Here is a 14,593-nt window from a genome sequence, read left to right on the forward strand (position 1 = left end):
TTTTTTCTGCGTTACGACACCATTATAACGGAAAAATGGAAGCGTTTTCACTATGAATCGTCACATTTCTTTCACTTTTTTACAGTTTCAGATTTGAAAAAGAGGGAAATTTGGTGTAGAGCTTGGAAAGGAGCTAGGACAGCATGTTCGATTGGACCGATTTAGACAAATTTGTCATCTCGTTTTTCATCATTTTGCCGATAGTGACGATTATCCATCAATTCGGCCATTTCTTCTTTGCGAAACTATTTGGGGGGTCGCTCGATATGGAGATTGGGACCGGTAAAAAATTATTCAAAGTCGGGCGCCTGCAATTCAACCGTGTCTACTTCTATGACGCGTGGTGTCAGTTCAGCGATTTGAAATATAGTAACCGATTGACCCGCAGTATCGTCTACGCGGGCGGATCCATCTTCAACCTATCGAGCATCTTGATTGTGAACGCCTTCATCTTGATGCGGGAGATTGAACCGACGCTTTATACGTATCAATTCGCGTACTTCTCGTTTTATTACGTCTTCTTCTCGCTCTATCCGATTTATTATTCGAACGGTCATCCGAGTGACGGCCGAGCCATCTTCGATACATGGAAGAAAGGCCGACCAGACTCAGACCCGTTGAACTGAACAAAAAAAGAAGGCGCTCAGTCGCCTTCTTTTTTCATGTCTTCAAATTGTTCGACGAGGCGGGCCACTTGGGCCGACAAATCGCCTAAGGCACCGTTGTTGTTGATTAAAAAATCAGCCTGTTGCTTCTTCTCTTCAATCGGCATTTGGGCATGGATGCGCGCGAGCGCTTCAGCTTTCGTCAAGCCGTTCCGCTCCATGAGGCGCATCAACTGAATCTCTTCCCGGCAATAGACGACGACCGTATAATCGACGAGGTCCCGCATCGTCCCTTCGAACAAGAGCGGGATGTCGAATATGACGACCGTTTCCCCTGCCGTCTCATAGCCACGCATCTCCTCGAGCATCTCCTCACGGATGGCCGGATGCATGAGCTGATTCAGCAACTGACGTTTGGCGTCATCATGAAAAATCTCACGTCCGAGCGCCTGACGGTTCAACGAGTCGCCCGAGAAGCATTGTGGGAACGCCTCACGAACGGCCGTGAACGCCTTGCCTCCCGGCTCGATGACGATCCGTGCCATTTTATCGGCATCGATAATCGGGATTCCTTGTTTTCGAAACAGACGGGATACGGTCGACTTCCCTGTCGCAATTCCACCTGTCAAACCAATCTTCAACATCATGTCCACCTCTTACTGTTGGCAGTGCGGACAGTAGTGCGTGCCCCGTCCGCCCAATTTCATCTTTTCAATCGGTCGGCCGCATCGTTTACACGGCTCACCGGTCTGTCCATACACGTAGAGCGTCTCTTGATACGTTCCGCTCGCCCCATCCGGATTCGTATAGCTTCGGATCGTGCTCCCGCCGCGCTCAATCGCTTCTGACAGCACGGCCACAGCTTCTTGATGCACCAAGCGCACCTCGTCAAGCGAGAGCGAGGCCGCCGGACGAGTCGGATGGACCCCGGCCCGGAACAATGTCTCATCGACGTAAATGTTGCCGAGGCCGACGAAAATCGACTGGTCGAGGAGTGCCGTCTTGATGGCACGGACATTCATCCGCTTCAAGCGGGTGTGGAGCGTCTCTGCCGTCACTCCCGGATCGAACGGTTCAAGTGCGAGCAACGACAGCGGCGGTGTCACATACAAGTCGTCATTCGTCTTCAGTTCCATCGTGCCGAACTTCCTGACATCATTGTAATGAAGCGTCGTCCCGTCCGTGAATGTGAAGACGACGTGCGTATGTTTGACCGGATTGACCATTTCGTCATGTGGGAAGAATTTCCCTTCCATTCGGAGATGCGAAACGAGATATCCGTTCGTCAATTTGAACAAAATAAATTTCCCACGCCGCTCGACGTCTTGAATCGTCTCGTCGAGCAACTGTTGTTTCCAAATCTCCGGTTCGTGTCCCCGAATGATTTTCGCGTCGAGCACCTCGACATTTGCAATCGTTTTTCCGGAGACGAACGGTCGCAATCGGCGACAGACCGTCTCCACTTCTGGTAATTCAGGCATATTGATTTCCTTTCTCGATCTTATTTCGTGTCGAACCACGTCTCACCGAACGAACCGTCCGCGCGGAGCGGGACGTCCAATGTGATTGTGTGCTCCATCGCTTGTTTGACGATTTTTTCGAGCGCTTCCGTCTCTTCTTTCGGCCCTTCGAAGATGAGTTCATCGTGGACTTGAAGCAATAGTTTCGACTTAAGTCCCGACTCTCGGAGCGCCACGTCGACGTCAATCATCGCTTTCTTGATAATATCGGCTGCCGTCCCTTGAATCGGCGTATTGATGGCCGTCCGTTCGGCGAAACCGCGCAAGTTGAAGTTGCGGGAATGGATGTCCGGGATATTGCGGCGGCGTTTCAACATCGTCTCGACGTAGCCGTGTTCCCGGGCCCGTTCGATGGCGGCATCCATGAACCGTTTCACTCCTGGGAATTGCTCGAAGTACGTATCGATGAACGCCTGCGCTTCTTTTCGGCTGATACCGAGGTTTTGCGACAGCCCATAATCACTGATGCCGTAGATAATCCCGAAGTTGACCGCTTTCGCTTGACGACGCATGAGCGACGTCACTTCTTCTTTGGCGACCCGGAACACGTTGGCTGCCGTCGACGTATGAATATCCTCGTCATGCAGGAACGCCTCGAGCATTTTCTCATCTTGTGACATGTGGGCCATGATGCGGAGCTCGATTTGCGAGTAGTCGACCGCATAGAGTACCCAGTCTGCCTCGCTCGCTGTGAACGCTTTACGAATGCGACGTCCTTCTTCCAAGCGAATCGGGATATTTTGCAAGTTCGGGTTGACCGAAGATAACCGTCCCGTCTGCGTCAACGTCTGCGTGTAACGGGTATGGATTTTCCCGTCGTCCTTGATGACTTTTTGTAGCCCTTCGACGTACGTCGACTGCAACTTTCCGAGTTCACGGTAATGCATGATATGTTCGACGATCGGGTGAAGCGGTGCGAGTTTTTCCAGCACGTCCGCCGCCGTCGAGTATCCCGTCTTCGTCTTCTTAACCGGCGGCAACGCCAACTTCTCGAATAGGATGACGCCGAGTTGCTTCGGTGAATTGATATTGAACGCTTCGCCAGCGAGGCTGTGAATTTCGGTCTCGAGTTGAAGCAAGCGTTCGCGGAGATCGTCTTCCATCACCTTCAATGTCGCCACGTCGACGTGAATCCCGGCCCACTCCATCTCAGCGAGCACCGAGGCGAGCGGCCGTTCCAAATCTTCATACAGCGATGTCTGTTCGTTTTGGACGAGCTCGTTACTGACGTTCACGAACAACGTCAAAATGGCCATCGCCTTCTCCCCGAGGTGTTGCTCGAGGACGTCTTGTTCCGGCACGTGCAGTTTTGCCCCTTTTCCATACACGGCCTCATCTTCCGGCAACGCGTATTCGAAATGAGCGGCAATCGAGTCGAGCGTCGTCCCGCCCGACAAGTTGAGCAAATAGCCAGCGACGAGCAAGTCCTCGTAGCCTCGGAGCGACACGCCGTGGCGTTTCAATTGAATGATCGTCTGTTTCGCATCGAGACAAATCGTGGCCCGGTTTTCATCCGCCAGCCATTCGCGGACAGCCGGCACGTCTAAGAGCGACACGTCACCGACGGTCACCCCGGCTTTTGAAGCGATGGCCACGCCAATGACCGATTCTTCGAAATAATCGTCGCGAAGTTGCTCGAGGAAGAGGACCGCTTCTGTCAAATCTTGCTCGTCAATCCCGATATGGTTCACATCACGTACTTCCACGGCTTCCTCGCTCGACGCGTCGAGACTCAGTTTCCCGAGAAGCGACTTGAACTGCAGGCTCATGAACAACGGCTTCACTTTTCCAGCGTCATACGGATGGAACGTGAGCTCGTCCATGGTGACGTCAATCGGCACGTCGGTATAAATCGTCGCCAATTGTTTCGACATGAGCGCTTCCCGCTCGTTCGCCTCGACCTTCTCTTTTTGTTTCCCTTTCAGTTCATGCGTATGTTCATATAGGCCTTCCACAGAACCGTAAGCTGTGAGCAATTTGAGGGCCGTCTTCTCACCGACACCGGGGATGCCCGGGATGTTATCGGATTTATCGCCCATCAGACCTTTCAAATCAATCATTTGAAGTGGACTCAGTCCCTCATACCGCTCGTGGAACGCCGCTGCGTCCATCGTCTCGACGTCAGTGATGCCGCGCTTTGTCAAATAGACGGTGACACGGTCGTCAATCAACTGCAGTAAATCCTTATCACCCGTGACGACCGTCACTTGGTCGAACGCGGTATTTTTTGAAAGCGTCCCGATGATGTCATCGGCCTCGTACTGGTCGAGCTCAAGCACTTTGATACCGAACGCCTCGCAAATCTCACGGACGATCGGGAATTGCTCGCGGAGCTCACCCGGTGTCTTTTGCCGTCCACCTTTATAGTCGGCATACGTGTCGTGGCGGAACGTCTTTTTCGACGCATCGAACGCGACCGCGAAATGTGTCGGCTGTTCGTCTTCCATCAGCTTCAATAACATCATCGTGAACCCGTACACGGCGTTCGTGTTTCGACCGCTCGCATCCGTCATCGGAGGCAACGCGAAAAAGGCACGATACGTGAGTGAGTTTCCGTCAAGGAGTAGTAGTTTATTCATTGGACAACCTCCATTCTATCTGGTTCCATCATATCATACGGGTACATGCGTTCGAAAAAAAAGACCCTTTTCTAGGTACTAGAAAAGGGTCGATCTTCCCGATCGAGTGGAGATGAGCACCAATCGGGACACGAGATGATGAAGAGGTCTCATCCATAGAGTAGCATCGCTTTGTAAAGCCGGTATGAATTCACCATGAATTCCTTGTTAAGCACTCGGGAATTTGATGGTGAACGTCGTTCCTTCGCCTTCGACGCTATCGACTTGAATCGTCGCGTGATGGAGATCGACGATATGCTTAACGATGGCAAGACCAAGACCCGTCCCGCCGGAGTTTCGGCTCCGCGCCTTATCGACCCGGTAGAACCGTTCAAAGATTCGGCCCACTTCTTTCGGCGCGATGCCGATGCCGTTGTCTTTGACGATCAAATAAGAGCCGTCCGGTCTCTTCTCGACCGCAATCTCGACCTGGCTACCTTCCGGCGAGTAGTTGATCGCATTGGCGACGAGATTCAAGATGACTTGTTTGATTCGGTTCATGTCCGCCTGCAAGACGACTTCCCCATCATGACGCGACTCCAAGTGAATCGATTTCTGTTCCGCTTTTTGACTGAGCACGAGACAGACTTCCTCGACGAGCTGATTGAGTTGGACCGGGGTGAACTCCAAATGGAAGTCTTCCCGTTCGAGCCGCGACAGTTCGAGCAAGTCCTCGACGAGCATCTGCATGCGCGTCGCTTCCTTTTGAATGATATCCAAGAATTGATCGCGTAGTTCCGGCACTTCTTTCGCCCCGTCGAGCAGCGTCTCGCTGAAACCACGAATCGACGTGAGCGGCGTCTTCAGTTCATGACTGACGTTCGCGACGAAATCCTTGCGCATCTTCTCAAGTCGCTTCAACTCGCTGATGTCGTTAAAGAGAAGCGTCGTCCCGCGCAACATGCCTGTATCACTGAAAATCGGTGCGGCCGATACCATATACGTCTTTTGGTTGAAACCGGACCGAATCGATAGTTGTCGGCGATGCGGCTCCTCTGTCAAATAGACGTCTTCAATCAGCGTCTCAACGTCCGGGCTCGGCAAAATTCCATGATAAAACTGACCGATCATCAACTCATCATATTGGAACATGTCGCGATACGAGCGGTTGACGAGCGTCACGATGCCACGTTCGTCGACCAAAAGTAACCCTGCCCCCATATACTCGATGAGCGACTCAAGCCTTGCCCGTTGAACCGATTCCCCGAGTGAGATCGTCTCCAAGTTACGGGCGAGCACGTTAATCGACCCGGCCAGGCTACCCGTCTCCTCATCGTTTCGCAACTCGTAGACGCGGGCCCGATAGTTCCCGTCCGCCAGTTCCCGCAAGACGATGGTCGCCTCGTCGATCGGTCGGATGAACTGGTTCGTCAGGTTGTGTAACACGAAAAGAATTAAGAAGAACGAGAAAATCAAGGCTAGCGCGATGGTCAGCCAAATCCGGTCATACACCCCTTCCAAATCGGAGACGTAGCGGATAAAACTCAAGTACACCGTGTCCCCGGATGACAGTTCGATCGGCTTTGTGAACTGAATCAAGTCCTCGCGTGTCTCGTTACCGAACGTCCCGCCTTCCGGGATCGACGAGGCATCCATCCGGAAATCAAAAGAACCGACCCGAAACGGTGTCCCGGCGATGACTTCCATCCGACGATTGAGGAGCAAGATATCGAAACTGCTCTCATCATCGATTTGACCGACGTAGTCTTGGATGTCCGCAAGGTCGCCTCCGTCTAAATAGAGCGCCGCCAACTCAGCGTCTTCTTTCAAGCGGTCGCGTTCAGAATCCAAATAGAAATCTTTGAATAATTGACCGAGCACGATTCCGAGGGTTAATAAGACGCCCGTCACGAGCAGGATGAGCGTCGTCAAAAACCGCGAGCGGTACGTCTTCATTCGGCCATCGGCTCTTCCATCTTATAGCCGAGGCCGCGAATCGTCTTGATATAGGTCGGTTTTTTTGTCACCGGTTCAATCTTCTCCCGGAGGTGGCTGATGTGGACGTCCACGATGCGCGTATCTCCGACGAAGTCGTAATTCCATATCGCCGACAAGAGCTGGTCGCGCGTCAAGACGCGTCCTTTGTTCTTGGCTAAGTAGGCCAACAGTTCGAACTCTTTCGGTGTCAACTCGAGCCGTTCGCCGTTCTTGAACACTTCATAGTTCGACGCGATGATTTTCACGTCACCAATCTCAATGACGTCCGTGTCCGTCGCCGGCGCTTCTTGTGGGGCCGAACGGCGCAGGATGGCTTTGACCCGGGCCACGACTTCTCGTGGGCTGAACGGTTTCGTCAAATAGTCATCGGCACCGAGTTCGAGGCCGAGCACTTTATCGAACTCATCATCTTTCGCCGTCAACATGAGAATCGGTGTGTTCACTTTTTGTTGGCGGAGCCGTTTACAAACCTCAAGACCGTCCATCTCAGGCAACATCAAGTCGAGGACAATCAAGACGGCATCTTGTTTCTCGGCCAGTTCAAGTCCGGTCTTTCCATCGTGCGCCGTCTCGACTTCGAACCCGGCTTGTTCTAAATTAAACTTTAATAACGTCGCAATCGACACCTCGTCATCGACAACAATTACTTTATCAGCCACGCTTAGTTCCTCCTCTAATCTATCTGTTCAGTCATGTACACTACCTATTTTACAAATCAATGCCACCTACGACCAACCTCAAAGCAAATCTTTACAAAAACAAAACAAATCCACGTTCTGCTTTCAGTGTAGCATGCGCCACGCATACAAAAAACCTCGTCTGCCATGGCAGACGAGGTAAGCCCTCAGTTGAGGACGTTCAGGACGGAGCGGACCGAGTCGGCTGAACGCTGTAGCGCCGCCGTTTCGGCTTCCGTCAATTCAAGTTCGAGCACACGTTCGATCCCGTTCGCACCAAGAATCGTCGGAACACCGAGATACAAGTCGTGGAAACCGTATTCGCCGTCGAGATACGCGATGGCCGGTAAAATACGCCGTTGATCTTTGAGAATCGCTTCGACCATCTCGACGATGGCCGCAGCCGGCGCATAGTAGGCCGATCCGTTCCCGAGCAGTTGGACGATCTCACCGCCGCCTTTACGGGTCCGATTGACGATTGCTTCGATGCGGTCGGTCGGCAACAGTTTCTCGAGCGGGATTCCCCCCGCATACGAGTAGCGGATGAGCGGGACCATGTCATCCCCGTGCCCGCCGAGCACGAATCCAGAAACGTCCTTCACGGATATATTCAACTCCGCAGCGACGAACGTCCGGAACCGGGCCGTATCAAGCACACCGGATTGACCAATAACACGCTCTTTCGGGAAGCCCGACTCTTTGAAGGCGGCATACGTCATCGCGTCGACCGGGTTCGTCAAGACGATGATAATCGCGTCCGGCGAGTAACGGGCCACTTCTTTCGTGACCGCCCGCATCACTTTGGCGTTCGTCGAGACGAGGTCGTCCCGGCTCATGCCTGGCTTGCGCGCGATTCCCGCTGTGATGACGACGATATCCGAGTCCGCCGTTTCGGCATAGTCCGACGTCCCTGTAATCCACGAGTCAAACCCTTGAATCGGCGCCGTCTCTTGCATATCGAGCGCTTTTCCTTTCGTCGGGTTCTCGCTTTCTTTGATATCGAGCAAGACGACGTTACCGAGTTCTTTTTGAGCCAAATACAGTGCCGTCGTGGCCCCCGTGAATCCGCTACCGATAACCGAGATTTTATTGCGACGAATCATTGTGCTCTCCCCCTTGGTTTAGCTGATGTCTTACATGTTTTTAATTAATTCATCCGCAAACTCTGAACACTTCACTTCTGTCGCGCCGTCCATGAGACGAGCGAAATCGTATGTGACGACTTTCGAGGCGATCGTCTTCTCCATCGAGTTGATGATGAGGTCAGCCGCTTCGTTCCAGTTCATATGACGAAGCATCATTTCACCAGACAAGATGACCGATGACGGGTTGACCTTGTCGAGGCCGGCATACTTCGGTGCCGTACCGTGTGTCGCTTCGAAGATAGCATGGCCCGTCACGTAGTTGATGTTCGCTCCAGGGGCGATCCCGATTCCGCCGACTTGGGCAGCGAGCGCATCCGAGATGTAGTCACCGTTCAAGTTCATCGTTGCCACGACATCGAACTCACGCGGACGTGTCAAAATCTGTTGCAAGAAGATATCAGCGATTGAATCTTTTACGATGATTTTGCCTTCTGCTTCTGCTTTCGATTGCGCTTCATTCGCAGCCGCTTCGCCTGATTCTTCTTTGATACGGTCATACTGCGCCCATGTGAAGACTTTGTCGCCGTACTCTTCTTCTGCAAGCTCATAGCCCCAGTTTTTGAAGGCGCCTTCTGTGAACTTCATGATGTTTCCTTTATGAACGAGCGTGAGCGATTTACGGTTGTTCGCGATGGCGTACTCGAGCGCCGCACGAACAAGACGTTTTGTTCCTTCAGACGAGATTGGCTTGATTCCGATTCCAGACGTTTCTGGGAAACGGATTTTGTTGACGTTCATCTCTTCTTTCAAGAATGAGATCAACTTCTTCACTTCGTCGCTACCTGACGCGTATTCGATTCCTGCGTAGATATCTTCTGTGTTCTCACGGAAGATGACCATGTCTGTATCCTCTGGGCGTTTGACCGGTGAAGGGACGCCTGTGAAGTAACGGACCGGGCGCAAGCACGTGTACAAGTCAAGTTCTTGACGGAGTGCTACGTTGAGTGAACGGATTCCGCCGCCGACCGGTGTCGTCAATGGACCTTTGATGGCAATCAAATATTCACGGATTTGATCGAGTGTCTCGTTTGGAAGCCATTCGCCTTTTTGGTTGTAGGCCTTCTCCCCAGCGTACACTTCCATCCATTCGATTTTCTTCTCGCCGCCATATGCTTTTTCGACAGCCGCATCGAAGACGCGCACTGAAGCGTTCCAAATATCAGGTCCTGTGCCGTCGCCGATGATAAATGGAATCGTCGGTACGTTTGGTACGTTTAATACACCGTTCTCAACTGTAATCTTTTCGTTTTGTGTCAACATAATGAATCCCCCTAAGTACATTTATGTAGGCCGACGCGAGCGCCGACCTACGTCAATTGTTAGTTTACCAAAGTTTATGTCTAAATTGTGACTCGAACTTCTCGTTCGGCGTCAATTAACGCTCGTTCACCGGGACGTATGACCGGTTCGTCTCGCCGATGTATTCAGCGCGAGGACGGATCAAACGGTTGTCCGCGTACTGCTCGAGGATGTGGGCAATCCAGCCCGACATGCGTGAGACAGCAAAGATCGGCGTGAACAACTCTTCGTCGAGGCCGAGCGCGTAATATGTTGACGCCGAATAGAAATCGACGTTCGGTTTCAAGCCTTTTTCCGTCTCGACGAGATGATCGATTTTCTCAGACATCTCGTACCATTCCGGTTCGCCGATTTGGGCCGTCAATTGGCGGCTCATCTCTTTCAAGTGTTTCGCGCGTGGGTCGCCGTCCTTATAGACACGGTGACCGAAGCCCATGATCTTCTCACGGCGTTCGAACTTGCCGCGGACGTAGTCTTCGACTTTGTCGACCGATCCGATTTCATGAAGCATCTTCATGACCGCCTCGTTCGCACCACCGTGGAGCGGGCCTTTAAGGGCGCCCATCGCCGCCGTCACACCAGAATAAATATCCGACAATGTGGCAACGCAGACGCGGGCCGTGAACGTCGAAGCGTTCAATTCATGGTCGGCGTGAAGGATGAGTGCCTTGTCAATCGTCTTCTCGGCGACCTCGCTCGGCTCTTCTCCATTCAACATGTACAAGAAGTTGCCCGCATAAGACAAGCCCTGTTTTGGTGCAACCGGTTGTTCGCCTTTACGAAGACGAGCGAATGCCGTCACAATCGTGGCGATTTGCGCTTGGAGACGAATCGCTTTGCGCATGTTCGCTTCCGGACTCATATCTTCAGACTCTTCATCATAAAGCGCGAGCTGTGAAAGTGCAGTCCGAATCGTCGCCATCGCATTGGCCGATTTCGGTGCCCGTTCGAGCGTCGCGATGACGTCTTCTGGCAATTTGGCTTCTTTCACGAGCGCTGCTGAGAGCTCAGTTAATTCATCTTCTTTCGGAAGGCGGTCGTTCCATAATAGGAAAACAACCTCTTCGAATGTGGCGTGGTCTGCCAAATCGTCAATCGTGTATCCTCCGTAAGTCAATTGTCCGTCGATAATCGAACTGACTTTTGAGGCCGCTGCCACAATTCCTTCTAAACCTTTTGTCGTTGACATCAATAACTCCCCCTCAGTCTTTAAAAGTGATCGACCGCATATACAGTCTGTGTGTAGGGAATAAGGGCGAGGAGTCGAAGACTCTCCCCAATCCGTTTCGAGCTCGCTCCACCCTGTCCTTTATCTAGTATAAACAATTTACTGAAAAAAAGAAATGTAAGCGTATCCAGCCGTCAAAAAATGTCAGAACCATTTTTGTAACAGGCTAAATCCACCTAAAATCAAGGCGGCGATGCCGGCTCCGACGAGCGGTCCGACCGGCACGCCTTTCATGAAACCGACGGCCAGGATGGTCCCAGCGAGCAATGCCGTCGTGACGACGGGGTCGACCCGCATCAGTTGGACCCCTTGGCCGGCGGCAAGCGCGACGAAGATTCCAGAGGCGAACGCGATGATGCCGACTGGACCTTTAATACTATTCCACAATTCCCGGAATCCGATGTCGCCGGTCGCAATCGGCACGAGGACGGCAATTGTAATAATCGTTACCCCCCAATGGATGCCTTTTGAGGCGAGCGTCGGGAACAATTGGTCGCCGAATCCGACCGCTTTAATAATCAAGAGGACGCTGCTGGCGATGATGACCGACTGGTTATGGGAGATAACCCCAATCAATACGAGCAACAGCAAGAATAAATAGGCACTCATCACACACTCTCTTTCTGAATGGAAAAAGAACCGACCTCATGAAAAGGTCGGTTCGATTGGCATTCGATTACGCGTTGTAGATTTTACCAGTAAGTGGGTCGATTGAAATCATCTGTCCGTCGCGGAACGTTGATGTCGCTGATTCGACACCGACGATAACCGGCTTGCGGAGTGATGGTCCAACGATACCGGCATGGCTCGTCAATCCACCGTCTTCTGTGATGATTCCAGCCGCTTTTTCAATCGCTGGCATCATTTCTTTATCTGTGAATGGTGCGACGAGGATCATGCCCTCTTTCGCTTTCGCATTCGCTTCGTCTGCATTGTTCGCAACGACGACTTCACCGACGAGACCACGCTCACCGATCCCACGTCCGTTTGCGAGGGCGTGACCGACGATATGAACTTTCATCATGTTTGTCGTACCAGCAGTCGCAGCCGGGATACCAGCCGAGATGACGACGAGGTCACCGTCTGTAACGAATCCAGCGTGACGAGCTGCTTCTGAAGCTTGTACCAACATCTCATCCGTGTTGTTTGGCATCGTGTCAGCCACGATTGGGTACACGCCCCAAACGAGGTTCAATTGACGTGCCACACGCTCTGACTCTGTGACCGCGATGATGTTCGCCTCTGGACGATACTTCGCTGTACGAGCAGCCGTGTAACCTGATTGTGTCGGTGTCAAGATCGCTTTCGCGTTCAAGTTGATTGCCGTGTGGGCAACCGCTTGTGAGATCGCATCCGTTACCGTGTGCTCACTGCGCTTCTGACGATCTTTGAGCAAGTTTTTGTAGTCGAGCATTTGCTCAGTACGAACAGCGATTGCTGCTTGCATTTGAACTGACTCGATTGGGTAGTCCCCTGCTGCCGTCTCACCTGAAAGCATGACTGCGTCCGTACCATCGAGGATGGCGTTGGCAACGTCAGATGCTTCCGCACGTGTTGGACGCGGGTTGCGTTGCATTGAATCAAGCATTTGTGTAGCCGTGATGACCGGTTTCCCGAGGTCGTTACACTTCTTGATCAATTCTTTTTGAACTGGTGTGACTTCTTCTGTTGGGATCTCGATTCCGAGGTCACCACGAGCGACCATCAAACCGTCAGAAATCGCCAAGATTTCGTCGATGTTGTCGACACCTTCTTGGTTTTCGATTTTTGGATAGATTTTGATGTGTGACGCGTTGTTGCGCTCGAGAAGTTGACGAATCTCAACGACGTCAGACGCACGGCGTACGAACGATGCCGCGATGACATCGATGTCTTGAGAAATACCGAACTCGATGTCGGCGATGTCTTTGTCTGTAAGGGCAGGAAGGTTCACTTTGACGTTAGGCAAGTTGACACCTTTCTTCGTCTTGATGACGCCTTCGTTTTCGATGACGCAGCGAAGGTCACGGTTCGGGAGTTTCTCAACGACAAGGAGACCAATGAGTCCGTCGTCGAGCATGATGCGTGAACCGACTTCAACGTCTTCGTACAAGCCTTCGTACGTGACTGAGAAACGATCTTTCGTTCCGACGATTTCTTCTGTCGAGACGATGATGACTTCTTTGCCTTTTTCGAGGAGTGCTTTTCCTTCTTCAAACGTATGTGTACGAATTTCAGGACCTTTCGTGTCAAGAAGTACCGTCACGACTTTACCGGCAGCTTTTGATGCTTCGCGAATGTCACGGATACGTGCGCCGTGCTCTTCATAGTCACCGTGTGAGAAGTTGAGACGAGCGACGTTCATTCCGGCTTCAATCATTTCTGGAAGACGTTTCTCTGAAGCTGGTCCAATCGTACATACAATTTTCGTTCTACGCATAAATAAAAACCTCCTAGGGGATGTATTACATTTACACACAGAAAACGGGGGGTCGACCGACCTGATCCCGTCTCTGTGGAGTTCACTACTACTCGTTAAATCGAAAGTTGGTTCGAAAGATCAATCAACTGCATATCAATCGAATGTTTGTTATGGTCGAGCGCTTCATCGATATCAAGATCCATCATCTTACCGCCGCGGATACCGACAACACGTCCGGCTTTGCCTTCGAGTAAAATCTCAACGGCATACGCACCCATGCGGCTCGCAAGCACACGGTCAGCAGCAGTCGGGGAACCGCCGCGTTGGATATGTCCAAGAATCGTTACACGCGTCTCTGAGTTTGTCTTCTCAGCGATCATTTTTCCGATTTCTTCGGCACTGCCTGCGCCTTCGGCGACAACGACGATCGAATGTTTCTTACCGCGCGCCACACCATGGTTGATGCGGTCGACGATGGCACTCAAATCTTCTGGACGTTCTGGGACGAGGATTGACTCGGCACCACCGGCAAGACCGGCATAAAGTGCGATGTCACCTGCATCACGACCCATTACTTCGATGACGTACGTCCGCTCATGCGACGACGCCGTGTCACGGATTTTATCAATCGCGTCAAGCGCCGTATTGAGCGCCGTATCGAACCCGATTGTTGCATCCGTTCCTGGGATATCGTTGTCGATCGTTCCTGGAAGCCCGATTGTCGGGAATCCAAGTTCCGTCAACTTCTGGGCGCCACGGTAAGAACCGTCGCCCCCGATGACTACAAGCGCGTCGATATTGAATTTCTTCAACTGCTCGACCGCTTTGGCACGGCCCTCTTCCGTTCTAAACTCAGGGCAACGGGCAGAACGTAAGAATGTTCCTCCACGCTGGATGATGTCACCGACAGAACCGAGGTTCAATTCAACGAGATCTCCTTCGATTAGACCTTGATAGCCGTTATACACACCGTACACTTCTAGACCTTCGAAAATCGCTTTTCGGGTCACGGCACGGACTGCAGCGTTCATTCCGGGGGCGTCTCCCCCACTTGTCAATACCGCAATACGTTTTAAATTCACGTCACTCACCTCTTATGTGTTTTAACGAAATCTGAAAATAAAATACCATGTCTGACCTTTGTTTTACAACACAAGTATGT

The 14,593-nt window shown here is 52.0% G+C and carries 12 protein-coding genes; 1 reads left to right on the plus strand and 11 read right to left on the minus strand.

The features are described 5' to 3' along the window. The first annotated feature begins 143 nt into the window (after positions 1–143). Positions 144–626 carry a site-2 protease family protein gene (locus tag KNP85_RS09355; RefSeq protein ID WP_214714587.1) on the plus strand — a complete coding sequence of 161 codons (483 nt, stop codon included), beginning with the start codon at positions 144–146 and terminating at the stop codon, positions 624–626. Between the two features lie 17 nt (positions 627–643). Here the strand turns inward: KNP85_RS09355 and coaE are convergent, their stop codons facing one another. The 11 genes from coaE to pfkA all read right to left on the minus strand — a co-directional run bounded on the left by coaE (position 644) and on the right by pfkA (position 14,513). After that, entirely contained in the window at positions 644–1,249 is a 606-nt protein-coding gene (gene coaE / locus KNP85_RS09360; protein ID WP_214714585.1) for a dephospho-CoA kinase, read from the minus strand. 12 nt (positions 1,250–1,261) lie between these two features. Next, positions 1,262–2,086 (minus strand): DNA-formamidopyrimidine glycosylase, encoded by an 825-nt coding sequence (gene mutM, locus KNP85_RS09365; RefSeq protein WP_214714583.1) that lies wholly within the window; start codon positions 2,084–2,086, stop codon positions 1,262–1,264. A gap of 20 nt (positions 2,087–2,106) precedes the next feature. Further along, complete coding sequence (gene polA, locus KNP85_RS09370) at positions 2,107–4,704, minus strand: DNA polymerase I (RefSeq protein ID WP_214714581.1); 2,598 nt, start codon at positions 4,702–4,704, stop codon at positions 2,107–2,109. A gap of 207 nt (positions 4,705–4,911) precedes the next feature. Then, on the minus strand, positions 4,912–6,639 hold the full coding sequence (gene pnpS, locus KNP85_RS09375; RefSeq protein ID WP_021065627.1) for a two-component system histidine kinase PnpS: 1,728 nt from the start codon (positions 6,637–6,639) through the stop codon (positions 4,912–4,914). Next, complete coding sequence (locus tag KNP85_RS09380) at positions 6,636–7,340, minus strand: response regulator transcription factor (protein ID WP_214714578.1); 705 nt, start codon at positions 7,338–7,340, stop codon at positions 6,636–6,638. Before KNP85_RS09380 ends, pnpS begins: the two co-directional genes overlap by 4 nt. 185 nt (positions 7,341–7,525) lie before the next feature. Then, positions 7,526–8,461, minus strand: coding sequence for a malate dehydrogenase (gene mdh / locus KNP85_RS09385; RefSeq protein WP_214714576.1), 936 nt, complete (start codon positions 8,459–8,461; stop codon positions 7,526–7,528). Between the two features lie 30 nt (positions 8,462–8,491). Then, the gene (gene icd, locus KNP85_RS09390) at positions 8,492–9,760 is read right to left on the minus strand and encodes an NADP-dependent isocitrate dehydrogenase (protein ID WP_029595182.1); all 1,269 of its coding nucleotides are present in this window, start codon (positions 9,758–9,760) and stop codon (positions 8,492–8,494) included. A gap of 118 nt (positions 9,761–9,878) precedes the next feature. Next, a complete protein-coding gene (citZ, locus tag KNP85_RS09395; RefSeq protein ID WP_021065623.1) occupies positions 9,879–10,991 on the minus strand; it encodes a citrate synthase in 1,113 nt (370 codons plus the stop codon). Between the two features lie 183 nt (positions 10,992–11,174). Beyond that, complete coding sequence (locus KNP85_RS09400; RefSeq protein ID WP_021065622.1) at positions 11,175–11,639, minus strand: DUF441 domain-containing protein; 465 nt, start codon at positions 11,637–11,639, stop codon at positions 11,175–11,177. 67 nt (positions 11,640–11,706) lie between these two features. After that, the gene (pyk, locus tag KNP85_RS09405; protein ID WP_021065621.1) at positions 11,707–13,449 is read right to left on the minus strand and encodes a pyruvate kinase; all 1,743 of its coding nucleotides are present in this window, start codon (positions 13,447–13,449) and stop codon (positions 11,707–11,709) included. A 95-nt stretch (positions 13,450–13,544) separates the two neighbouring features. After that, on the minus strand, positions 13,545–14,513 hold the full coding sequence (pfkA, locus tag KNP85_RS09410; protein WP_029595181.1) for a 6-phosphofructokinase: 969 nt from the start codon (positions 14,511–14,513) through the stop codon (positions 13,545–13,547). Between the last annotated feature and the right edge of the window lie 80 nt (positions 14,514–14,593).

The sequence above is a fragment of the Exiguobacterium sp. s194 genome, assembly GCF_018618275.1.
In the GTDB taxonomy this organism is placed as follows: domain Bacteria; phylum Bacillota; class Bacilli; order Exiguobacteriales; family Exiguobacteriaceae; genus Exiguobacterium; species Exiguobacterium chiriqhucha.